19 protein-coding genes are annotated in these 20,989 nt (G+C 59.9%); 7 read left to right on the top strand and 12 right to left on the bottom strand.

Annotation, left to right across the window (positions count from 1 at the left end; translation table 11 throughout):
- Window positions 1-117: 117 nt before the first annotated feature.
- Window positions 118-855: a hypothetical protein gene (locus AB5Y48_RS00840; RefSeq protein WP_050664864.1), complete on the top strand. Its 738-nt coding sequence runs from the start codon at window positions 118-120 to the stop codon at window positions 853-855.
- Here AB5Y48_RS00840 and AB5Y48_RS00835 read toward each other — a convergent pair.
- From AB5Y48_RS00835 to prpB, 5 genes are all read right to left on the bottom strand, one after another.
- Window positions 852-2,378, bottom strand: a complete 1,527-nt coding sequence (locus tag AB5Y48_RS00835; RefSeq protein ID WP_050664863.1) for a methyl-accepting chemotaxis protein — start codon at window positions 2,376-2,378, stop codon at window positions 852-854. The two genes, AB5Y48_RS00840 and AB5Y48_RS00835, sit on opposite strands and share 4 nt — an antisense overlap.
- 24 nt (window positions 2,379-2,402) lie before the next feature.
- The gene (locus AB5Y48_RS00830) at window positions 2,403-3,128 is read right to left on the bottom strand and encodes an ABC transporter substrate-binding protein (RefSeq protein ID WP_224160075.1); all 726 of its coding nucleotides are present in this window, start codon (window positions 3,126-3,128) and stop codon (window positions 2,403-2,405) included.
- 222 nt (window positions 3,129-3,350) lie between these two features.
- A complete protein-coding gene (locus tag AB5Y48_RS00825) occupies window positions 3,351-4,796 on the bottom strand; it encodes a bifunctional 2-methylcitrate dehydratase/aconitate hydratase (protein ID WP_368163451.1) in 1,446 nt (481 codons plus the stop codon).
- 9 nt (window positions 4,797-4,805) lie between these two features.
- Window positions 4,806-5,930, bottom strand: coding sequence for a 2-methylcitrate synthase (prpC, locus tag AB5Y48_RS00820; RefSeq protein WP_368163450.1), 1,125 nt, complete (start codon window positions 5,928-5,930; stop codon window positions 4,806-4,808).
- 2 nt (window positions 5,931-5,932) lie between these two features.
- Window positions 5,933-6,826, bottom strand: coding sequence for a methylisocitrate lyase (prpB, locus tag AB5Y48_RS00815; protein WP_368163449.1), 894 nt, complete (start codon window positions 6,824-6,826; stop codon window positions 5,933-5,935).
- 151 nt (window positions 6,827-6,977) lie between these two features.
- Between prpB and AB5Y48_RS00810 the strand changes: the two genes are divergently transcribed.
- The 5 genes from AB5Y48_RS00810 (at window position 6,978) to rsmF (ending at window position 13,098) form a co-directional block, all read left to right on the top strand.
- Window positions 6,978-7,580, top strand: a complete 603-nt coding sequence (locus AB5Y48_RS00810) for a paraquat-inducible protein A (RefSeq protein ID WP_050664953.1) — start codon at window positions 6,978-6,980, stop codon at window positions 7,578-7,580.
- Window positions 7,573-8,187, top strand: coding sequence for a paraquat-inducible protein A (locus AB5Y48_RS00805; RefSeq protein ID WP_050664858.1), 615 nt, complete (start codon window positions 7,573-7,575; stop codon window positions 8,185-8,187). The genes AB5Y48_RS00810 and AB5Y48_RS00805 overlap by 8 nt, the downstream gene beginning before the upstream one ends.
- Before the next feature lie 24 nt (window positions 8,188-8,211).
- Window positions 8,212-10,764: an MlaD family protein gene (locus AB5Y48_RS00800; RefSeq protein WP_368163447.1), complete on the top strand. Its 2,553-nt coding sequence runs from the start codon at window positions 8,212-8,214 to the stop codon at window positions 10,762-10,764.
- A 79-nt stretch (window positions 10,765-10,843) separates the two neighbouring features.
- Window positions 10,844-11,584 (top strand): ABC transporter substrate-binding protein, encoded by a 741-nt coding sequence (locus tag AB5Y48_RS00795; RefSeq protein WP_050664856.1) that lies wholly within the window; start codon window positions 10,844-10,846, stop codon window positions 11,582-11,584.
- A gap of 86 nt (window positions 11,585-11,670) precedes the next feature.
- Window positions 11,671-13,098, top strand: a complete 1,428-nt coding sequence (rsmF, locus tag AB5Y48_RS00790; RefSeq protein WP_368163445.1) for a 16S rRNA (cytosine(1407)-C(5))-methyltransferase RsmF — start codon at window positions 11,671-11,673, stop codon at window positions 13,096-13,098.
- Between the two features lie 165 nt (window positions 13,099-13,263).
- Here rsmF and AB5Y48_RS00785 read toward each other — a convergent pair whose 3' ends face one another.
- Window positions 13,264-13,512 carry a RepB family protein gene (locus tag AB5Y48_RS00785; RefSeq protein ID WP_136614634.1) on the bottom strand — a complete coding sequence of 83 codons (249 nt, stop codon included), beginning with the start codon at window positions 13,510-13,512 and terminating at the stop codon, window positions 13,264-13,266.
- A 226-nt stretch (window positions 13,513-13,738) separates the two neighbouring features.
- Between AB5Y48_RS00785 and AB5Y48_RS00780 the strand changes: the two genes are divergently transcribed.
- Window positions 13,739-15,541: an amidohydrolase gene (locus tag AB5Y48_RS00780; protein ID WP_368163444.1), complete on the top strand. Its 1,803-nt coding sequence runs from the start codon at window positions 13,739-13,741 to the stop codon at window positions 15,539-15,541.
- Here the strand turns inward: AB5Y48_RS00780 and AB5Y48_RS00775 are convergent.
- From AB5Y48_RS00775 to pabC, 6 genes are all read right to left on the bottom strand, one after another.
- On the bottom strand, window positions 15,538-16,566 hold the full coding sequence (locus tag AB5Y48_RS00775) for a site-specific integrase (protein ID WP_050664852.1): 1,029 nt from the start codon (window positions 16,564-16,566) through the stop codon (window positions 15,538-15,540). The genes AB5Y48_RS00780 and AB5Y48_RS00775 overlap by 4 nt on opposite strands.
- A 258-nt stretch (window positions 16,567-16,824) precedes the next feature.
- Entirely contained in the window at window positions 16,825-17,607 is a 783-nt protein-coding gene (locus AB5Y48_RS00770; protein ID WP_368163443.1) for a TatD family hydrolase, read from the bottom strand.
- A gap of 12 nt (window positions 17,608-17,619) precedes the next feature.
- The gene (gene holB / locus AB5Y48_RS00765) at window positions 17,620-18,567 is read right to left on the bottom strand and encodes a DNA polymerase III subunit delta' (protein ID WP_368163442.1); all 948 of its coding nucleotides are present in this window, start codon (window positions 18,565-18,567) and stop codon (window positions 17,620-17,622) included.
- A complete protein-coding gene (tmk, locus tag AB5Y48_RS00760; RefSeq protein ID WP_060586096.1) occupies window positions 18,552-19,178 on the bottom strand; it encodes a dTMP kinase in 627 nt (208 codons plus the stop codon). The genes holB and tmk overlap by 16 nt, the downstream gene beginning before the upstream one ends.
- Window positions 19,178-20,179 (bottom strand): endolytic transglycosylase MltG, encoded by a 1,002-nt coding sequence (mltG, locus tag AB5Y48_RS00755; protein WP_368163441.1) that lies wholly within the window; start codon window positions 20,177-20,179, stop codon window positions 19,178-19,180. Before mltG ends, tmk begins: the two co-directional genes overlap by 1 nt.
- On the bottom strand, window positions 20,169-20,978 hold the full coding sequence (gene pabC, locus AB5Y48_RS00750) for an aminodeoxychorismate lyase (protein WP_368163440.1): 810 nt from the start codon (window positions 20,976-20,978) through the stop codon (window positions 20,169-20,171). The genes mltG and pabC overlap by 11 nt, the downstream gene beginning before the upstream one ends.
- Window positions 20,979-20,989: the final 11 nt, after the last annotated feature.

Raw genomic sequence — 20,989 nt, 5'->3', positions numbered from 1 at the left:
TTACATAACAAACTAATGGTATCGACAGGGCAAATAACGAGGGGAAGGGGAAAAATGGGTGGCAGCGCAGTAAAATGGCCGACCTCTTTATGACAGCGCAATCTTGAAGGATGCACTATGACTCGTTCCCTCCCCTCAGCCCAACCTCCTCTTGAGCGCATCGAACGCGATCTCAAGCAGGTTGCCGAACTGCGGGCGCTGATGCAGGCTCATCCGGAAGATGCCAGAGACAGGGACAGAGTGCGTCAGTGGCAGGCTCAACGACTCGAGTGTACCTATGGGGATCTCCTCGAGAGCAAGCGGTATGCCCCGGCTGCCCGTTTTTTCCTGACCGATCTCTATGGGCCCGGTGACAGTGCCCGGCGGGATGCGGATCTGCTGCGCGTCATGCCCATGGCGGAGCGGGTCTTGCCGCAATCAGGGCTGGAGGTCCTGGCCAAGGCTATCGAGCTCGACGCCCTCTCTGAAGAGCTCGACTATCACATGGTGATGGCGTTGCGACGCAGGGAGACCATCGACCATATCACCCCGCAACACTATCTCGATGCCTTTTTGGATGTGGGAGAGCAGGCCAGCCGGGAGCATCAGCTCACACTGGTGATCGAGTTGGGCGAGACCCTGGATAGATTGGCAAGAAAGGCGTTTGCGGGGACGACCCTGCGTCTTGTCTCGGGACCTGCCCACCTGGCTGGGCTAGGCGAGCTCTTCTCTTTTGTGGAGCGAGGGTATCAGGCTTGTCATCACATGGGGCGGGCCGATGAGTTTCTGGCCACCATAGCCAGCCGCGAGCAGGCCGTGATCGAGGGGCTGTTTGCCTCGCGGGTGGAGGTGTTAACGGCCCGTTTGGGCCGCTAAACCTTAAACTCTTTAAGCAGGTGGTCGAGCTCACCGGAGAGATGGCGAAGGTCGCTGCTCGCCTCCGCGGTCGAATTGACCCGGGCAGCGGTATCGCTGTTGAGGCTGGCGATTCGGTTAACGCTGCCGCTGACCTCCTCGGCGACCGAGTGCTGCTCTTCGGCGGCCTGGGCAATGTACATGTTCATCTCGCGGATGAGCCCCACCTGCTCCTTTATCCCCGCCATCGCCTCTTGGACGGCCTGAGCCTCGGAACCAGCCGACGCCGCCCGGTCGCGGCTCTGGGTCATCCCGCTGACCACATTACTGGTGGCCTGCTGCAGACGGCGAATGCTGGCACTGATCTCTTCGGTTGAACTGCGGGTGCGCCCCGAGAGGGTGCGTACCTCGTCGGCCACCACCGCAAAGCCCCGTCCATGATCCCCGGCCCTTGCCGCTTCAATGGCCGCATTGAGGGCGAGCAAGTTGGTCTGCTCGGCAATGGCATTGATCACCTCGACGATGGTGCCAATGCTGCTGCTCTCGCTGGACAGGGATTCAATAAGCGCGGCCACCCGCTCCACCTCGTCGACCAGTTGGTGGATCACCTCATTGGCATGACCCGCCTGGCGAAAACCCGCCTCCACGTGACGGTTGGCCTCATCAGTCGCTTCCGAGGTCTTGACCGCATTGCCGGCGACCTCTTCAACCGCATGACTCATCTGGGTGATGGCTGTTGCGACCTGATCGAGTTCGGCTTGCTGCTCGCCAATCCCCTGGCGATTCTCGGAGGAGAGGGCGCTGCATTGATCGGCCGTTTGCAAGACGCTGACGGATAGCTGGTTGATGCGCCCCACCATCTGTTGCAATTTCTCGATGAAACGGTTGATGTTGCCTGCCAGCTCCCCCATCTCGTCACGCCGGGCGATGGTGAGGCGCTGGGTCAGATCCCCCTCCCCCTGGGCAATGTCGAAGACCGCCTGATTCATCCGATTCAGGGGACGCAGTACATTGCCGTGTATGAGCACCACCAGCAGACCAATGATGCAGAGATCGAGGATCACGATCTTCACAATGCTGGCCATGAGTTGCTTGCGCAGATGCTCCTTGATGGCCGCATCGCTCTCCCTGACATACAACTGAGCCACCGGAGTCTGATTGCCGCCGTCATCATAGAGGATCTCGTGTTTGGCCAGGGTGGCCAGATCATCGGGGTCCTGGGTCAGCGGAACTATCTCCCCGGCCTCATCACGGCCAAAACCCGCCACCCATTTCTCCTTGTTTTTCACGATCAGGGCATCAAGCGCCGAGTCTCCCAGCTCTGACTTGAGTGCGGCAGTGACAAAGCCGGTTTCGTAATTCCACAGCGGCCCCGGCAGTGAGAGTTGCAAACGGCCGACGGCCCGCTCGACCAAGCGGGCCTGACGCTCATAGCTCTCGTTATGAGTGGTGTAATAGTCGTAGCCGCCGAAGATCACCAACAGCAGGCTGACCGACAGCGTCGTCAGTAGCGCAATCCTGACCATTAGGCTGTTCCAGCTCATGGTGACCTCCTGATGCTGCTCGCGTTACTGATATTTGGCACTGATCTTGGCCATGGTGCCATCGTCCACCATGCCCTTGAGGGTATCGTTGAGTTTCTGGATCAGATCGTCCGGTGTCTCCTTGTTGAAGGCCAGGCTCATCTGGGTTTCCTTGAACTTGAAGACGACCTTGGGGGCTGCGGCTCCCTCTTTCTTGGCGAGATAGGGTGCCAGGTATTCACCCGTGGCCCAGAGGTCGATCCTGCCTGCCTCGAGCTTCTTGGCATTGGCGGCATCGTTGGCGGCCAGTTGCAGCTTGCCAAATCCCTGGGCTGCAAGATACTCGGCTGCCGCATCGCCGTTGTACCCACCGACCGAATAGGCCTTGGCTTCCTCAAGGGAGTTGATGGTCATGGTGGCATCACCCTTGGCAAAGAAGACCCAGTTATTGGTGACCAGGGGGCCGACCCACTTGAAGAGGGCCTCGCGCTCAGGAGTGCGGGTGGTCGAGAAGAGCGCCGTCCCCGGGGTGCTCAGGGTATCTTCATAGGCCCGCTTCCAGGGCATCAGTGTCAGGGTATATTCGACCCCGGCCCGTTTGAACAGCTCTTCGACCACCTCGGTCGACAGGCCCACGACCTTGCCCCCCTCTCCTGCCATGTTGAAGGGAGGGTAATCTTCCGTCATTACCTTGACCGGGGCAGCCTGAAGCGGGGCAGCCAGAAAAAGCAGGGCCAATAGACCTTGTAGCCACAGCGCGATGCGTTTCATCTCACTCTCCTTGGATGATGCGAGTCTTGGATCTGTACAGCACAGACCGTTTCAGTCGGGATCACGGGATGTACAAGGAGGTGATAAGGGGAGCAGGATCCAGGCTTTGCTACACCAACCACACTTGGACAGCCTGTTGTTTAGCTAAGGCCAAAGGAGGGCGTGCGTCAAACCGGGGGGATAAATTGAAACCGGAGCCCTGGGGCTCCGGTCGATAGCGGGTCAAATCACCAGCAGATCCATGAAGGCGTGCACCGGGGTGGCGGCGAGCCGCGCCTCGTCCTGACACAGGGCCAGGATCGCCTCGGCGCGCTTGGCCGGGAAACGGGTCGCCAGATTGGCGGCGAACTTCTCGACCAGAAGCGGTATGCCCTCCTCGCGGCGACGGCGATGGCCGACCGGGTACTCCACCTCCACCTTGGCGCTGTGGGTCCCGTCTTTGAAGAAGATCTGGATGGCGTTGGCAATCGAGCGCTTGTCCGCTTCCAGGTACTCACGGCTGTAACGCGCATCCTCTTGCACCACCATCTTGGCGCGCAGGGCATCGATACGCGGATCGGCCGCCACCGCATCCTCGTAATCCTCGGCCACCAGCCGACCGAAGATGAGCGGCACCGCCACCATGTACTGCAGGCAGTGATCCCTGTCCGCCGGGTTGTTGAGGGCGCCCACCTTGCTGATGATGCGAATGGCCGACTCGTGGGTGGTGAGTTCGATGCGGTCTATCTCGTCGAGTCTCTCCTTCACCTGGGGGTGCAGCTTGAGGGCACATTCCACCGCCGTCTGGGCATGGAACTCGGCCGGGTAGCTGATTTTAAACAGCACATTCTCCATCACATAGCTGCCGTAGGGCTGGCTCAGGGCGAACTGGTTGCCCTTGAACAGGACGTCATAGAAGCCCCACCTGGGCGCGCTTAGCACCCCCGGATAACCCATCTCACCGCTCAGGGTGATGAGAGCCAGGCGCACGGCGCGTGAAGTGGCATCGCCGGCCGCCCAGCTCTTGCGCGATCCCGCGTTGGGAGCATGACGATAGGTGCGCAGGCTCTGACCGTCTACCCAGGCTTGGGAGACGGCGTCGATCACCTGCTCGCGACTGCCCCCGAGCAGACGGGTCACCACGGCAGTGCTGGCGACTTTCACCAGCACCACGTGATCGAGTCCGACCCGGTTGAAAGAGTTCTCCAGCGCCAGCACCCCCTGAATCTCGTGGGCCTTGACCATGGCGACCAGCACCTCGCCCATGGTGAGCGGCGCCTCCCCTTGCGCCACCCGGGTGCGCGACAGCCAGTCGGCAGTGGCGAGGATCCCGCCCAGGTTGTCGGACGGGTGACCCCACTCGGCGGCCAGCCAGGTGTCGTTGTAGTCGAGCCAGCGGATGATAGCGCCGATGTCCCAGGCAGCCTTGACCGGATCGAGGCAGAGCTGGGTCCCCGGCACCCGTGCCCCGTGCGGCACCACGGTCCCGGGGACGATGGGCCCAAGGTGCTTGGTGCACTCGGGGAAGCGCAGGGCCAACAGGCCGCAGCCCAGGGTATCCATCAGGCAGTAGCGGGCAGTCTCGAGGGCCTCGCGGCTGGTGATGGGGTGATTGCAGACGTAGTCGGCGATCTGGACCAGTACTTCATCCGGATCGGGTCTGTGGTTGACGTCGACGTTGGCAGACATCGGATTTCCTTATCGTTGTGACAGTGAGACGAAGGGGCGCGGCGCCGGCCCCACGTAATCCGCGCTCGGACGGATGATGCGGTTGTTTTCGCGCTGCTCCATGATGTGGGCGCACCAACCGGTGACCCGGGAGCAGACGAAGATGGGGGTGAAGAGCTTGGTCGGGATCCCCAGGTAGTGATAGGCGCTGGCGTGGAAGAAATCGGCATTGGGAAAGAGCTCTTTTTCCTCCCACATCACCTTCTCCGCCTCACAGGAGACCCGGTAGAGACGATCATCCCCCGCCGCCTGACCCAGCTTCTCGGACCACCCCTTGATGATGACGTTGCGCGGATCCGAGGTACGGTAGACCGCATGACCAAAGCCCATGATCTTCTCCTTGGCCGCCAGCTTGGCGAGCAGCTCGCGGCGCGCCTGAGCCTCATCCTGCCAGGTTTCGATAAGCGCCATGGCCGCCTCGTTGGCGCCCCCGTGCAGAGGGCCGCGCAGGGTACCAATGGCGGCGGTGACGCAGGAGAACATGTCCGACAGGGTCGAGGCACAGACCCGGGCGGCGAAGGTCGAGGCGTTAAACTCATGCTCGGCGTAGAGGATGAGGGAGACGTGCATCACCCGGCGTGCCAGCTCGCTCGGGGCTCGCTGGTGCAGCAGGGCCAGAAAATGACCGCCGATACACTCCTCGTCGGTGTCGAGGGCGATGCGTACCCCCTCGTGACTGAATTTGTACCAGTAGAGCAGGATCCCCGGGAAGGCGGCCAGCAGTCGGTCGGCCACCTCATGCTCGTGCTCGAAGCCATCTTCGGGCTCGAGATCCCCTAGCATGGAGCAGCCGGTGCGCAGCACATCCATGGGGTGAGCGTCGGCCGGAATGAGCTCGAGCACCTCGAGCAGTGCCGGTGGCAGGGTTCGCAGACCGCGCAGCCGGGTGCGATAGGCAGAGAGCTCCTGAGCGCTGGGCAGATGGCCCTTGAGCAGCAGGTGGGCGACCTCCTCGAAGTCGGCTCCCTCGGCCAGATCCTTGATGTCATAGCCCCGATAGGTGAGCCCGGTGCCGCTCTTGCCGACCGTGCAGATGCTGGTCTCGCCGGCGCTCTGGCCGCGCAGGCCGGCCCCCCCCAATGCTTTCTGAACCATGGTTACTCTCCCTCATTGCGATCGAACAGACGATCCAGTGTCTGCTCGTAGTGGTGGTAGCCAAGGAAGTCGTACAGCGCCTCCCGGGTCTGCATGGTGTCGACCACGGCTCTTTGATGGCCATCGCGACGAATGTGCTGGTAGACGTTGAGCGCAGCCTGGTGGGCGGCGCGGCTGGCGCTCAAGGGGTAGAGCACCATGGCCACCCCGTGGGCGGCAAGCTGCTCCTTGTCAAACAAATCGGTCTTGCCGAACTCGGTCATGTTGGCGAGCACCGGCACCCCGGCTGCCTGGGCGAACAGGTCATATTGCCCGAGTTCGGTCACCGCCTCGGCGAAGATCATGTCGGCGCCGGCCGTCACGTAGGCCGCGGCGCGCTCAAGAGCGCTGCCGATCCCCTCCACCGCCAGGGCGTCGGTGCGGGCCATGATGACGAATTCGTCATTCTCGCGGGCATCCACCGCTGCCTTGATGCGATCGCACATCTCCTCCAGCGACACCACCGCCTTGTTGGGCCTGTGGCCACAGCGTTTCTGGGCTACTTGATCTTCCATGTGAACCGCGGCCACCCCGGCACGCTCGAAGGCGCGCACGGTGCGGGCGATGTTGAAGGCCCCGCCCCAGCCGGTGTCGATATCGACCAAGAGCGGCAAGCGGGTCGCCGCCGTGATGCGCTCGGCATCGGTCAAGACGTCATTGAGGCTGGTCATGCCAAGATCCGGCAAGCCAAAGGAGGCGTTGGCCACCCCGGCACCGGAGAGATAGAGGGCTTGAAAGCCGCTGCGCTCGGCCATCAAGGCCATGTAGGCGTTGATGGTGCCGACGATCTGCAGGGGCCGCTCTTGGGCGATAGCCTGGCGAAAACGCTTGCCGGCCGATGGGGTAAGGCTGGACATCATGACTCCTTTCACGCTGTGACTGGAGTGATCTAACCTCACGTTGACGTTAACGTCAATTCAACTTTTGGTTAACAGTTGTACTCTGGGAGACAATGAAACCGCTTTAGTATAAATTTGCTGGACAGTTCAATCGGTTGACATGCACACCATGCCCCCATCACCGCGCTTTATCGCCTGCCCATCCTGCGATCTGCTGATCGAGCGCACCGAGCTTCCCCTGCGCCGGGATGCCCACTGTCCCCGCTGCCGCCAACACCTCTACGGCCGCTACTCCTTTCGCCCCTCCCAGTTGATGGCCCTCACTCTCACGGGATTGCTGCTGCTGCCCAGCGCCCTGCTTGAGCCCTTGCTCTATATGCGTCTTGGGGGCGTGAACTCTCAAGCCAGCCTGCTCGAGGGGATCCGAATCCTCTTCATCGAGCATGAGCCCTGGGTGGCCGGGTTGGTGCTCTGGTGCGCCGTATTGGCGCCGGTGGGGTTGCTGCTGGGCATCTTTGTGCTCGCCTCCGGCATTGCGAAACGCTGGCGCATACTGCCCATCACCCTCAAGGCGGTCGAGGTGTTTCGTCACTGGGCCATGTTGGAGGTCTATCTGGTGAGCTTTCTGGTGGCCCTGTTCAAGCTGGTCGATATTGCAGAGACCCATTTGGGGGGCGGCCTGCTCAGCCTCGGGATCCTGATGCTGCTTAACCTCACCCTGCTGATCCTGTTTGACCCCGAGCCCTACTGGCAGAAGGTCTCCTATGAGTGAGTCGTTGCCAAGCGCCCGCGATGCCGGGCTCTGCCGCTGCCATACCTGTGGTCTGCTGGTGAAATATGTTCCACACCACGACTGCCCGCGCTGCGGCAGCGCCTTGCATCAAAGGATCCCCAACTCCCTGGCATGGACCTGGGGGCTGCTGGCGTTGGCAACCTTTATGCTGTTACCTGCCAACCTCTTGCCCATTACCCTCTTCTACAACAAGGGGATCCTCCAGGCCGATACCATCTTTAGCGGGATCCAGGCCCTGGTGCGGAGCCATATGACGGGCATCGCCTGCATTGTCTTCATCGCCAGTATCGTGGTGCCCATTATGAAAATTGTCGGATTGGCCTGGATCTGCCTGCAGTTGCAGCGCCCCAAGCCGGTGCGTCGCAAACGGCAGCTGCGCATGTACCGTATCATCGATTTCATCGGCCGCTGGTCGATGCTCGATCTCTTTGTCATCTCTCTCATGGTGGCGCTGGTGGATCGGGGGATCCTGCTCGATGTGAGTGCAGGTCCCGGAGCCACCGCCTTTGCCGGTGTGGTGGTCTTGACCATGCTCTCGGCCAAGATGCTCGACACCCGTCTGCTGTGGGACAAGGCGGCCCGCTGAGGGCCCGTCGTTTAAGGAGTCATTATGATTGGGGCCAAGCCCGTTGTTCATCGTCGCCGCTGGCTATCGCCGGTCTGGTTGCTGCCAGCCCTGGCTATCATGCTCGCCACCGGCTTTCTCTATCAGCAGTACCAGCATGCGGGTCAGCTCGTCCAGATCGACTTTGAGCAAGGCAACGGCATTCTGCCCGGCAAGACCCAGCTGCGTTATCAGGGGGTGGCCGTCGGGGTGGTCAGCGAGCTCGATCTTGCCGATGACGGTCGCAAGATTGCCGTCATCGTCAAGATTGACAAGCGTGCCCGGGCCCTCATCCGCAAGGGTGCCCAGTTCTGGTTGGTTAGTCCCAAGGCTTCGCTGACCGAGATCTCCGGTCTCGAGACTCTGGTCTCCGGTAACTATATCAACCTGCTCCCCGGTAGCGAGAAGGCTCCTGAAGCCTCCCACTTCGATGGCCTCAGCCTCCCTCCCCCGGGTTGGCAAGCCGATGGCCGGATAGTTCGCCTGCTCACCGATACCCTGAGCGGCGCCGCCAACGGGGCCAAGGTTTTCTACCGTGGCCTCGAGGTGGGCAGTGTCATTAACACTCAACTGGCCGATAAAGATAGTCGGGTTCAGCTCGATCTGGTGATCGATAACCGCTATGCCCATCTGCTGAAAAAAGAGAGTCGCTTCTGGAGTGTCGGCGGGATCCGTGCAGGGTTTGGTCCGGCTGGCGTCAAAGTCGAGATGGGAAATCTGGCCACGATTCTCGGTGGCGGGATTGCCTTCGATGCACCAGCAGACTCTCCGATTGCCTCCCGGGAACAGCGCTTCGAGCTCTATCCCAATCTGGTGGCCGCCGAGCGAGGTGAGCGGATCAGGCTGCAAGCCGGTGAGCTGGCGGTCAGGGAGGGGATGTCCATCCTCTACAACGGCCTCGAGATCGGCCGGGTACTGGCCCCGACAGAGGGGGAGCAGGGGCGTGAGTTTTATGCCTTGATTGCCCCGGAACAGAAGGGGCGCTTTACCGAGCGCAGCACGCTGGTGCTCGAGGGGGCCGACATCTCACTGTCAGGAGTCGCCCATGCGGAGCGCCTGTTAACGGGTCCCGTTTTGCGCCTGGATAGTCTGCCGGGCAAACCCAGCGATACCATTACCGTAGTGGGACGCCCCCCCCTCGATGGCCCCACCTTGACCCTGAGTGCCGACGATCTCTCCGGGATCACGGAAGGCGCTCCCCTCTGGTTCAAGGGGATGCCTGTCGGGCGCATCGAGCACCTGACCCTGAACCGACAGGGCCAGGCCGCAGTGATCGTCAAGCTCTCGGGCGAATATCGCGCCCTGCTCGAGGGGGCCCGCTTTTACAAGGCGGCCCCCCTCCAGGTTGAAGCCGATCTCTCCGGGATCCGGGTCGACAGCACCGCCGCCAGCGGCTGGATTGGCGGCGGCATCAAGATGGTGCAAGTGAAGGGGGCGCGCGTTGATACCCTCTATCCGAGCCGTGAACTGGCAACCCTGGCAAGCCCCGGACGAGCGGCCAGAAGTTGGACGCTGCGTGCCGCCCACGCAGAGGGCATCGGGATCGGTACTCCCCTTTACTATCTCGGTATCGAGGCCGGCAAGGTGAAGGCCCTCAAAGGGGATGGCAAGGGGGTCTCTGTCACGGTGGAGATCTCCTCCCCCTTCGCCCCCCTGTTGGGAGAGCATACCCGCTTCTGGCGTCTGCCCGCAGTGGATGCGCGCCTCGGCGGTGATGGCGTCAAGGTGAAGATGGGTAACCTCTCGACCCTGCTGCGCGGCGGCATCGAGTTTGCCAATTTACCGGGCACCCGGCGCAGCAATGATGAGCTTTACGCCAACCGGGACGAGGCCTCCACGACCAGTCGCATGGTTCGTTTGACCACCGACAGCAACCCGGGTCTCAGCGCCGGGACGCCTATTCGCTATCGTGGCGTCACCATAGGCGAGATCACCTCTGTTGGTCTCTCACCCGGGCTCGGTCGCGTGGAGCTTCAGGGACGTATCGATGAGCGCTACGGGGATCGTTTCTTGCGAAGCGGGGCCGATTACCAACTGGTGCAAGCCAAGCTGGCTCTGACCGGTGCCGCCCACCTCGATACCCTTATCAAGGGTGCCTATGTAGAGGCAGCACCGGGGAGCGGCGCACTGGTCGATCACTTTCCCTTGCTGACCACTCCGGCGGCCGGGCTGCGGCTGCTGCTCACCAGTCCCGATCTGCGCGGGGTCAGCGTGGGGGCTCCGGTGCTGTTTCGCAAGGTTGCCGTCGGAGAGGTCGAGTCTGTGGCACTGGCAAGGGATGGTAGCCGGGTCGAGACCCGGGTCATCATTGCGCCCGAGTACGCCCATCTGGTTCGCACCCACAGCCGCTTCTGGAATGTTTCCGGGTTGAAGGCGGACGTGGGGTTGACCGGCGGCACCATAGAAGTGGAAACCGTGCAGAGCCTGTTGGCCGGAGGCATCGCCTTTAACACCCCCGAGAGTGGCATGGGCGCGAAGGCGGCATCCGGAGCCCGCTTTACCCTCTATCCCGAAGCCGAGGCCCAGTGGCTGATGTGGCAGCCCAATATCAAGCCTTGAGAGAGCAGAGGGAGCCCGATTCCCTCTCTCTTTACACCTACACTCAATCTTGGGACGGGATGAGTGAGGTGATAGGTCCATGGGGTGGATACGCAGCTGGCTTCTGGCGTTCCTGATAGGGTTACCCCTTCAGGCTGCCACATTGCAACTGGTCACCCTTCAATATCCTCCCTATGTCTATGAAGAGCAGGGGGAGATCCGGGGGGTAGCGTTTGAGTTGGTGAAAGAGGCATTTCGTCGTGGCGGCTATGGGCTAGAGGTGCGTCTGCTCCCTTGGGGGCGGGCATTACAGCTTGTCGAAAACGGTGAGGCTGACGGAATCTTCACCCTGTTTAAAACAGCGGAACGAGAGCGCTTTGCCGACTTCAGTGAGGAGGTGTTACTGGAGCAGTCCATCTCACTGTTCGTGCGTCATGATGCCACCATCGAGTTCAACGGAGAGCTCGATACCCTCCTCCCCTTTCGCTTTGGAGTAGTGCGTAATGTCAGCTACGGAGAGCGTTTCGATGGCTGGTTGAGCCGACATCCTGAAATAGCCCGTGATCTTAGTCATACGGGTGAGGCGAATCTCAACAAGTTAGTGAGAGGCCGTTTCGATATTCTGGTGAGCAACAGCGGTGGTGCCCACTTTATTCTGGAACGCCTGGGATTGGTCACCCGAGTACGGGCACTGAGGCCCGAGATCCAGCGCATCCCCAGTTATCTGGCGTTTAGCAAGCGGCGCCATCTCGAGTCGGTGCGCCGCTCCTTCGACAAGGCCTTGAAGTCCATGCATGCCGATGGCACTTATCAACGCATTGTCGCGGCCTACGGCCTGTGATCCTGACCGGTAAGCTTTCGGTTTGTTGCCCCCACCCCCTGTGCTAGAATTTTGCGCCCTGTGACGCATCAACAAGAGCCGGACTCGTGCATCAGAACAGCTATATTCCCGACGCTTTCATCGCCCATATCGCCAAGATCATGCCCAGTCACCTCTTGATGGAGGATTTTCTGGCCAGCTGTCGCACCCCTCTGCGCCGCAGCATTCGGGTCAACACCCTCAAGATCCCGGTCGAGGCCTTTGTCGAGCGTATGCAGGCCCGCGGCTGGACTCTGGAGCCGGTACCCTGGTGTCATACCGGGTTCTGGCTGACCCGTCCCGAGAGCGAAACGGTGCCTCTGGGGAACACGGCCGAACATCTGGCCGGGCTCTTCTATATTCAGGAGGCGAGCTCCATGATGCCGGTCACGGCCCTTGAGGAAGCCCTCGAGAACGCCGAGATGGTGCTCGATGCGGCGGCGGCCCCCGGCTCCAAGACCACTCAGATGGCGGCCCTCATGGGTAATCGTGGCATGTTGATCGCCAACGAATTTTCGGCCAGTCGTATCAAGGGCCTCTTCTCCAACATTCAGCGCTGTGGGGTCACCAACGTGGCCCTCACCCATTTCGATGCAAGAGTGTTTGGTCAGTGGTTGCCCGAGACGTTCGATGCGATCCTGCTCGATGCCCCCTGCTCAGGGGAAGGGACCTTGCGCAAGGATGAGGATGCCCTGCGTAACTGGAGCATCGAGAGCATCAACGACATTGCCGCCACCCAAAAGGCCTTGCTTGAAAGCGCCTTCCACGCCTTGAAGCCAGGCGGCGTCATCGTCTACTCCACCTGTACCCTGAGCCATCAGGAGAATCAGGAGGTGTGCGAGCATATCAAGGCACGCTTTGGCGATGCCCTCACCTTTGAATCCCTTGCCGATCTCTTCCCGGGGGCCGAGCGTTCCTGCACCGCCGAGGGTTACCTGCACATCTGGCCGCAGATCTACGACAGTGAAGGCTTCTTCGTGGCGCGGCTTCGCAAACACGCCAGCGTGCCCAACGATATCTTCAAGCCGGGCAAACTCGGCAAGTTCCCCTTCTCTCCCCTCTCGCCCAAGGAAGGCGACACGCTGCGCCAGGAGATTGAGCAGGCCTATGGGGTCACCCTGCGCGGTAAACTCTATGGCCGTGACGGTGAGATCTGGCTCTTCCCCGAGCCGGTTGAGCAGGTGATCGGCAAGATCCGTTTCGACCGTATCGGCTTCAAGCTGGCCGAGACCTTCAAGAAGGGCTATCGCCTCACTCACGAGTGGGCACTAGCCTATGGGGATGGGGCCAGCCGGGGCACGCTGGAGCTCGACGTGGAGCTGGCCCGGGAATACATGATGGGGCGCGATGTGCGTCCCGAAGGGGAAACGGGTCAGGGCGAGGTGGTGGTCCGCTATCAGGGTCATGCCCTGGGTCTTGGCAAGTGGGTGGGCAACCGCCTGAAAAATGGTCTGCCGCGCGATCTGGTTCGGGATGGCAATCTGTTCGAGCAGTGATTGCAACGTCAGTTTAAAAATGCAGCGAAAGTGGCAATCTCACCTCTTCTGGCTATGCTTGCGTTAATGATGTCCCGAACATCCAGTTAGCGCACGGCTCTGCAAGGAGCCAATTCCCCTATGCCAGGTACATGGACTTCGTGCCTGGCTTTTTTTGTGTTTCTGTTATTGTTCCGCCTCATTGGGAAACTCCTGGGCATAGAGCAGATCGATTGCCTGCTCTATCAAGGAAGCCTGTGAATCTTCCAGCAGCCCGACCAGCTCGGTTAGCCGCTCGGTATGGCGCCGGCTGATCCAGCATTGCAGACGGGCATGGGTCTCTTGCTTGCGCCGAACGTGAAGGCGTTGCCGGGTCGCGCTGTCGAGAGCCTCTCGGGGCGAGGTTTCCTGAGTCTGGTTGCGCTCGAGTGTCATCTCTTCCATCTGTTATCTCTCACTGTGATGAGCTCTAATGGGGCACTCCCCTATCGACTGGCGATTATCTCTTATATTCAATGATTTGCAATTTACCATAATATTTACCGTTGCGAGATTAGACCCCGGACCTCTCTCACCGGTTTTGCGAGAGCACTCGCAACCCGCCTGGTCGTCATGGCTTATGATATTGGCTTCGAACGTGACCAATATTGGAGAAGCGTATATGAAACCAGCCCCTCTCCCCCTGGCTCTGTTACTCACTGCCGGTTTGAGCCAGGCGGTGAGCCCCGCCAAACCCAGTGCCGATCTTATCTACCTGGGGGGTGACATAGTGACGGTAAATGATGCGGCCCCCACGGTCGAAGCGCTGGCCGTCAAGGGGGGGCGGATCCTTGCCCTCGGCGGGAAGGAGGCGATCATGAAGCTCAAGGGAGAGCAGACACAGATCATCGATCTCGCCGGCAAGACCCTCATTCCTGGTTTTATCGATGCTCATGGCCATGTATTCAATAGCGGGATCCAGGCACTCTCGGCCAATCTGCTAGCGCCACCGGATGGAGGGGTGACCAATATTACGACCTTGCAGCAGGCACTCAAGGCATGGGGATCTGACGCTGAGAATCGGCAGCACGGTATCATACTCGGCTTCGGTTACGATGACTCACAGTTGCAAGAGGGGCGCCACCCTACCCGGCAGGAGCTGGATCAGGTGTCAACCACGCTTCCGGTCATCATCATCCATCAATCGGGACATCTGGCGACCTTGAATACCAAGGCGCTGGCCCTTGCGGGAATCGATGCGACCAGCAACGACCCGGTAGGAGGTAAGATCCGCCGCGAGCAAGACGGTAGAACCCCGAGCGGTGTACTGGAAGAGACCGCCTTCTTCGCTACCCTGCTTCCCCTGTTTACCAAGTTGAGTCCGCAAGAAAATCGGGTGATTTTTAAGGCTGGTATGGCGCTTTACGCCCGTTATGGATACACGACAGCCCAGGAAGGACGAGCCTCTTCGACTGCCGTCAAGACCATGTATCAGTTGGCCGAACAGGAGAAACTACCCATCGATGTGGCGGCCTATCCCGATATCCAGATCGCCAGCGATGTGATCACCGCTCCTTACTACTCCAGCCGCTATACCAACGGATTTCGGGTTGCCGGTGCAAAGCTGAATCTGGACGGTTCGCCCCAAGGCAAGACCGCCTGGTTGACCCAACCCTATCTGATCCCACCAGCGGGCCAGGCCGCCGGCTACAAGGGCTATCCCAGCATGAGTGATGAGCAGGCTGAGGAGTACATAGAAAAGGCGCAACGAAACGGCTGGCAATTACTGACTCACGTCAATGGCGATGCGGCGATCGATCAACTTATCAAGGGGGTTGAAGCGAGTGAGAAGCGCCATGGCAAGAGCGATCGCGCTTTTGTGGCGATCCACGCCCAGACCGCACGCAAGGATCAGGTCGTCTCCTTCAAACGACTGGGTATCTTCCCCTCGTTTTTCCCAATGCACACTTTCTACTGGGGAGACTGGCATACGGATTCCGTGCTGGGAAAACCCCGAGCTGACAACATCTCTCCCACAGGATGGGCACGTGAGCTGGGCATGATCTTCACCTCTCACCACGATGCCCCCGTCGCCTTCCCCAACGCCATGCGCGTCTATTCGGCGACCGTTAACCGTGTCAGCCGAACCGGTCGAGCGATTGGACCGGACCAGCGAGTCTCGTCACTGGAAGGGTTAAAGGCTCAGACGCTCTGGGCGGCTATCCAGTATAAAGAGGAGAGCAACAAGGGCTCGTTGGAGGTGGGTAAATTGGCTGACATGGTGGTGTTGTCGGCCAATCCCCTCAAGGTCAGCCCACAAGCCTTGGCTGACATCGCCATCGAGGCCACGATCAAGGAGGGACGGACTGTCTATCAGAATGGTCCGGTGGCATCGTCACGCATAGCTTGCATCGACTCACCTCGATGCAGTCAGGTAGCCACCACGGCCATGATGGCTTCTGGAATGCTCCAGCATGCCCACTAGAGTAATCCCTCCATGGCGTGATCGCGGAAGCGATCCGCCTGGTCGAAGTACTCCTGCAGGGTACGAATGTCCCGGTGGCGGGTCACTTCGATAATCTTGTTCAAGGGCTTGCCTGCGGTCACGGCCGAGGTGATAAAACCGCGGCGAAGGCTGTGACCGCTAACCTCCAGCTCACCAGCGGCGATCGCACTGCGCCGTTTTATCATCAGGTTGATGCCTTGTGGCCCCAGGGCGTCGGCCGTGAGCTCACCCCACCGGGTTAACCGGCAAAAGAGCGGACCCTGTGTCACCCTGGCCAGCCGGATCCAGCGCTCCAATGCGATGACCGGACAGTGACGCCCTCCCCTCACCAGGGCTATTTCACTCTCCTTGAGTTGATGCTTGCTCGGCTTGATCCTCAAGACGACGCCATCACGGGTGAAGTGCAGATCATCGAGCGTCAGACGCGCAGCCTCCGAGCGGCGCAGTGCGCCGGCAAACATCAAAAGCAGCAGGGTGTAATCACGCAATCCTCCGACACTTCGGGTATCGATGGCATCGAGGACTCGGGTCAGGGGCTCCCTTGTCAGGGCTCCGGTCTTGACCTTCCGGGTGTCACCCAGCCGCACTATACCACGCATCATCTCCTTGATATCGCTGTGCTCGGTCGGCAGTGGATGCACTCCCTTCTGGCGAAAGGCATAGCGGATCCCGGCCAGGCGCCTGACCAGGGTGGCGGGTTTGCGCGGGGCACCACTGCGCAGCTCTCCTTGACTTCTCGCCTTGTCGAGCCAAACCCAGTGGGCCAGCACCCCGTCGGCCTGATCGGCGAGAAAATTCATGATGTCGAGATGACTCACTGCCAGGGGATCGAGGCGATGACGCTGACACCAGGCCACAAAGATACGGGTGTCTGCCTCATAGGCATTGAGGGTGGAATCGGCTTTTGCACTGCGTAGAAAGCGACGGGCGCGCTCGTTAAGGCCGGGATCGAAGACGCTCTGTAATCCCCTCTCCCGAGTGGCAACGGTATGTGATGAAGACATCTAACATCATGTTTTTGCTGAGAGTTTAAAGGATCCTACCGGATCGAAAGAGAAGATCAACTAGCGATAATGAATATTATCGATACTAAAGACATCATGCAGATGACTCATCGGCGACTCCCCTGCCGCTCAATCAGCAGTACGAAAGCGGTATCAGGTCCACAGGAAAGGAAAGAGGTGAGAGATAACGAAATGGAAAACGGTGCCTGAGCTTAATCTTCCACCGTTAAAAAACGAGGAGGCATACAGCCTCCTCTATTAATCCTGTTTCGCGAGGCGAAACAGCTCGAAAAAGTTATGGGTCGTCTGTTGAGCCAGGCTCTCCAATGACACTTCTTTCAGATCCGCAACGAATTGGGCTACGTCCCGAACGAAGGCGGGTTCATTTTCCTTCCCTCGGTGAGGGACCGGTGCCAGATAGGGGGCATCGGTTTCGACCAACAGTCGCTCCAGAGGCAAGGCTCGTACCACCTCTTGCAACGTCTTGGCATTTCGGAAGGTAGCAATACCTGAGATGGAAATATAGAAGCCCATGGCCATGGCCGCTTCGGCCATCTCGAGGGACTCGGTAAAGCAGTGGAGCACCCCTCCCACCTGATCGGCCCCCTCTTCGGCCATGATACGCAAGGTATCGACCTGAGCATCTCGGGTATGGATGATAAGAGGTTTGTTCAGCTCTCTGGCGACACGAATATGCTCGCGAAACGAGGCCTGCTGAACGCTTTTGTTCTCCGGTGAGTAATAGTAATCGAGCCCGGTCTCACCGATGGCCACTACCCTGGGATCTGCCGCCTGGAGACGCAGCCGCTCCACATCAACGCCGGGCTCCTGATTGAGTGGATGAACACCGCAGGAGGCGAAGACATTGGAATAGGGATAGATGGCCTCAATCATGGAGGGGAATTGATCCTGAGTCACGCTGACACAGAGAAAATAACCGACCCCGCGCTCCTTTGCCTTGGCCAGTACGGTGGGGATATCGACCTGTTTGTCCCCATAACTGAGGCGATCGAGATGACAGTGTGAATCGACGAGTAACATGAAAATTTCGCTTTACAACCAGTGGCCTAGCCACTTGTGAAGATGAATGGTGGGATTGACCAACTGACCGGGCTGGCAAGTTTCCCGAACCCGAAGCAAGGTCTCCTGCGCGTGCAGCAGTTGTTCGCTGGAGTGACGCTCTGCCAGCTCGGACAGGGGCGTCACAAGATCGGGCATGGCAAGCTGGTCGCTCGTGCAGTGTGCCTGCAGCTTGAGGGCATCGCCAATCAGCAACTGCAACCAGGGCAGGTGACGCTCGAGATCGGTCGCGATGCGGCTGGCCAGCGCGGGTAACTCGACCGGATGAAGGGAGAGCCGGCATAACTGCTCAAGCAATGAGCGGCGCTCGTCGTCTCCCCCCTCTTCGAGATAAGCCTTGACCCGAAGCGGAGCTCCCTGACACAGGCGGACCTGACTCGGCGTAGCCCTGATCCCCTGCTCCTCGAGCCAACGCAGGGTGAGTGATTCAGGGGGAATGGGGCAAAGATGCTTGTTACAGCGGCTGAGTATGGTGGGGAGCAAGCGGCTGCTCTGACTGGCCAGCAACAGGATCAGGCTGTTGCCTGCAGGCTCTTCCAATGTTTTGAGCAAGGCATTGGCAGCGGCCTCGGTCATCCTCTGCGCCTGCTCGATGATAACCACCTTGCCACGCCCCAGCTGGGGGCTCTCCCCCAGGCGCTGGCAGAGCGTGCGGATCTGGTCCACCCCTATGCTCTTGACCTCACGGCTCACCCGACCAAGATCGGGATGATGCCCCTTGGCCATGAGTTGGCAGGCGTGGCAGTGTCCACAAGGGTTCTCATCTTGCAACTGCTGACAGAGATGGCGTTGGGCCAGAGCATCGGCCAGTTGCTCCTTGCCGAGCCCCTCATCACCGAGTAGCAACCAGGCGTGCCCCAATCGACCGGCTCTGGCAACGTCCAACAGGGAGTGCCACTGGGGGATCAACCAGGGATACATAGGGCGCGCTCTAGCTCGGCCTCGATAGCGGCCTTCACAAGCTCGGGACGCTGGCTGGCATCAATCACCCGGATCGATGCATCACCGGCGGCCAGTGAGAGATAACGCTCTCGCGTTCGCTCGAAGAAGGGGAGTTGCTCTTGCTCTATGCGATCCAGCTCGCCACGATGACGGGCACGGGCGAGCCCCAGAGCCGGATCGATATCGAGATAGAGGGTCAGATCGGGTTTGAACTCCCCAAGCACCGCCTGCTTGATCCCGTCGATGAGATCGGCAGGGATGCCACGGCCGCCCCCCTGATAGGCTTGTGACGACAGGTTGTGTCTGTCCCCTACCACCCAGGCACCGCGTGCCAATGCCGGTTTGATCCGGTTGGCAACCAGCTGTACCCGAGCGGCATACATCAGGAGCAGCTCGGCCTCAACGGTGAGTTGCTCGTCATGGGGCTCCTTGACGATGGCGCGCATTCGCTCGGCAAGCGGTGTACCACCTGGCTCCCGGGTGCACTCGATATCGGCGATTCCCCTGGCCTCGAGCCAGTCGGTGACATAGGCCACGGCTGAACTCTTGCCAGCCCCTTCCAGACCTTCGATTACGATAAATTTCGACATCAGGACTTCTTCAAAATGTATTTGCGTACGGCTTGGTTATGCTCGGCCAGGGTCTTGGAGAAGTAGTGCTCCCCTCCCCCCTTGGCCACGAAATAGAGATAGTCACTCTTGACCGGATTGAGTGCCGCCTCGATGGAGGCCTTACCCGGCATGGCGATAGGCGTTGGCGGAAGGCCGTTGATCACATAGGTATTAAACGGGTTGTTGTCGGTAAGATCCGACTTGCGAATATTACCGTCGTAACGATCTTTGACACCGTAGATCACCGTCGGGTCCGTCTGCAGCCTCATCCCCAGACGCAACCGGTTGACGAAGACAGAGGCGATAAGGGGACGCTCATGGGGTTGTCCCGTCTCCTTCTCGATGATAGAGGCCATCACCAAGGCTTCATAGGGCGTCTTGTAAGGGAGGTCGGCCTGACGCTTTTGCCAGGCACTCTCGAGAAAGCTCTCCATCTCCTGATGGGCACGCCTCAGGATTGCCAGATCCGAACTATGGCTTGTGTAGGCATAGGTTTCTGGAAGGAACCACCCTTCCGGTTTGCCATTCTCGATGCCGAGCTCGCGGGCCAACTCCTCATCGCTCTGATCACGGCTGACCCGCTCCAGATAGGGTGCCGAATTGAGCTGCTTGCGCCACTCTTCAAAACGGGAGCCTTCGACGAAGGTGAGGTTGAACATAAACTCCTTACCCGAGGCAAACAGGGAGAGTACCTCGGTGAGCCGCGTCCCCTCTTTCACCTCATAGGTACCGGACTTGATCTGTACCAGACCCGGGTGAAAACGCAGCCAGAGGCGCACCGCCCAGTCGGCGAGTTGCTCCTCGGCCAGCGTCTCGATGATCCGGCTTGCATGATCCCCCTTCTCCACCGTAAAGAGGCGAGTGGGACCTTCGATCGTGGCTCGCTCGATGGCTCTGTACTCTCGATACCCATAACCACCACCGAGGACCAACAACAGAGAGGCCGCAGTGGCGAGCCCCTTGAGTCGTTTAGACGTCAATTAATAAACGCTCCTGTAAATAGCGAACCACTGCACCGATCGAATAGCTCTTTTGGGCAACGCGGGTTACCGGGACCACCCCCATCAGGGCATTGGTCAGCCACACCTCTTCCGCATGCCACAGCGACTCCAGTGGAGCCTCGACCGTGCGCAGCTCAATACTCATCTCTTTGAGCATCCCCATGACACTACGCCGCATCACTCCGTCAATGCCTCCATGAGAGAGATCCGGCGTGAAGACCGTTTTGTCACGACGCCAAAACAGATTGGCACTGACCCCGGCAACCAACACGTTGCGAGTGTTGAGTACTACACCTTCGACTGCATTCGCGTCGTTAAGTTCTTGTCGCAGCAACACCTGCTCGAGCCGATTGAGGGTTTTCAGCCCGGCCAGCATGGGTTGATCCCCGACTCGTTGCCGGCAGACCACCACCTCAATCCCCTGCTGCTGCCAGTTGGGATAGTGATCGGGAAAGGGAGAGAGCGTCAGGATCCAGCGCGTATCATGACACCCGGCCGGCGAATAACCACGGCCTCCCCTACCTCGGGTGACCATCACCTTGGCACAACCGAGCTCAATACCGGCGATCTCCCGCTGCAACGAGACGGTGAGTGCGGACCAATCGGGTTCAGTGATCCCCAGGCGCAGACACCCTTTTTGCAGTCTGGTCAGGTGAGCTTCCCAGCGTTCCACATGACCATCCACCACCTTCATGGTGGTAAAGTGGCCATCACCATAGGCCAACCCGCGATCCGATATCTCCACGTGATCCAGCTTCCTGCCATTGATCAGTGACATTGTGCCTCCGA

The organism is Aeromonas sp. R6-2, assembly GCF_040908155.1.
GTDB classification, from domain to species: domain Bacteria; phylum Pseudomonadota; class Gammaproteobacteria; order Enterobacterales; family Aeromonadaceae; genus Aeromonas; species Aeromonas schubertii.
Note: the sequence above shows the minus strand (reverse complement) of the source record. Positions and strands in the feature narration are given on the sequence as shown.

Bases quoted from the DNA above. Each gene is read 5' to 3' on its own strand.
- AB5Y48_RS00840 (WP_050664864.1), top strand. From the start codon at position 118: ATGACTCGTTCCCTCCCCTCAGCCCAACCTCCTCTTGAGCGCATCGAA.
- AB5Y48_RS00835 (WP_050664863.1), bottom strand. From the start codon at position 2,378: ATGAGCTGGAACAGCCTAATGGTCAGGATTGCGCTACTGACGACGCTG.
- AB5Y48_RS00830 (WP_224160075.1), bottom strand. From the start codon at position 3,128: ATGAAACGCATCGCGCTGTGGCTACAAGGTCTATTGGCCCTGCTTTTT.
- AB5Y48_RS00825 (WP_368163451.1), bottom strand. From the start codon at position 4,796: ATGTCTGCCAACGTCGACGTCAACCACAGACCCGATCCGGATGAAGTA.
- prpC (WP_368163450.1), bottom strand. From the start codon at position 5,930: ATGGTTCAGAAAGCATTGGGGGGGGCCGGCCTGCGCGGCCAGAGCGCC.
- prpB (WP_368163449.1), bottom strand. From the start codon at position 6,826: ATGTCCAGCCTTACCCCATCGGCCGGCAAGCGTTTTCGCCAGGCTATC.
- AB5Y48_RS00810 (WP_050664953.1), top strand. From the start codon at position 6,978: ATGCCCCCATCACCGCGCTTTATCGCCTGCCCATCCTGCGATCTGCTG.
- AB5Y48_RS00805 (WP_050664858.1), top strand. From the start codon at position 7,573: ATGAGTGAGTCGTTGCCAAGCGCCCGCGATGCCGGGCTCTGCCGCTGC.
- AB5Y48_RS00800 (WP_368163447.1), top strand. From the start codon at position 8,212: ATGATTGGGGCCAAGCCCGTTGTTCATCGTCGCCGCTGGCTATCGCCG.
- AB5Y48_RS00795 (WP_050664856.1), top strand. From the start codon at position 10,844: ATGGGGTGGATACGCAGCTGGCTTCTGGCGTTCCTGATAGGGTTACCC.
- AB5Y48_RS00785 (WP_136614634.1), bottom strand. From the start codon at position 13,512: ATGACACTCGAGCGCAACCAGACTCAGGAAACCTCGCCCCGAGAGGCT.
- AB5Y48_RS00780 (WP_368163444.1), top strand. From the start codon at position 13,739: ATGAAACCAGCCCCTCTCCCCCTGGCTCTGTTACTCACTGCCGGTTTG.
- AB5Y48_RS00775 (WP_050664852.1), bottom strand. From the start codon at position 16,566: ATGTCTTCATCACATACCGTTGCCACTCGGGAGAGGGGATTACAGAGC.
- AB5Y48_RS00770 (WP_368163443.1), bottom strand. From the start codon at position 17,607: ATGTTACTCGTCGATTCACACTGTCATCTCGATCGCCTCAGTTATGGG.
- holB (WP_368163442.1), bottom strand. From the start codon at position 18,567: ATGTATCCCTGGTTGATCCCCCAGTGGCACTCCCTGTTGGACGTTGCC.
- tmk (WP_060586096.1), bottom strand. From the start codon at position 19,178: ATGTCGAAATTTATCGTAATCGAAGGTCTGGAAGGGGCTGGCAAGAGT.
- pabC (WP_368163440.1), bottom strand. From the start codon at position 20,978: ATGTCACTGATCAATGGCAGGAAGCTGGATCACGTGGAGATATCGGAT.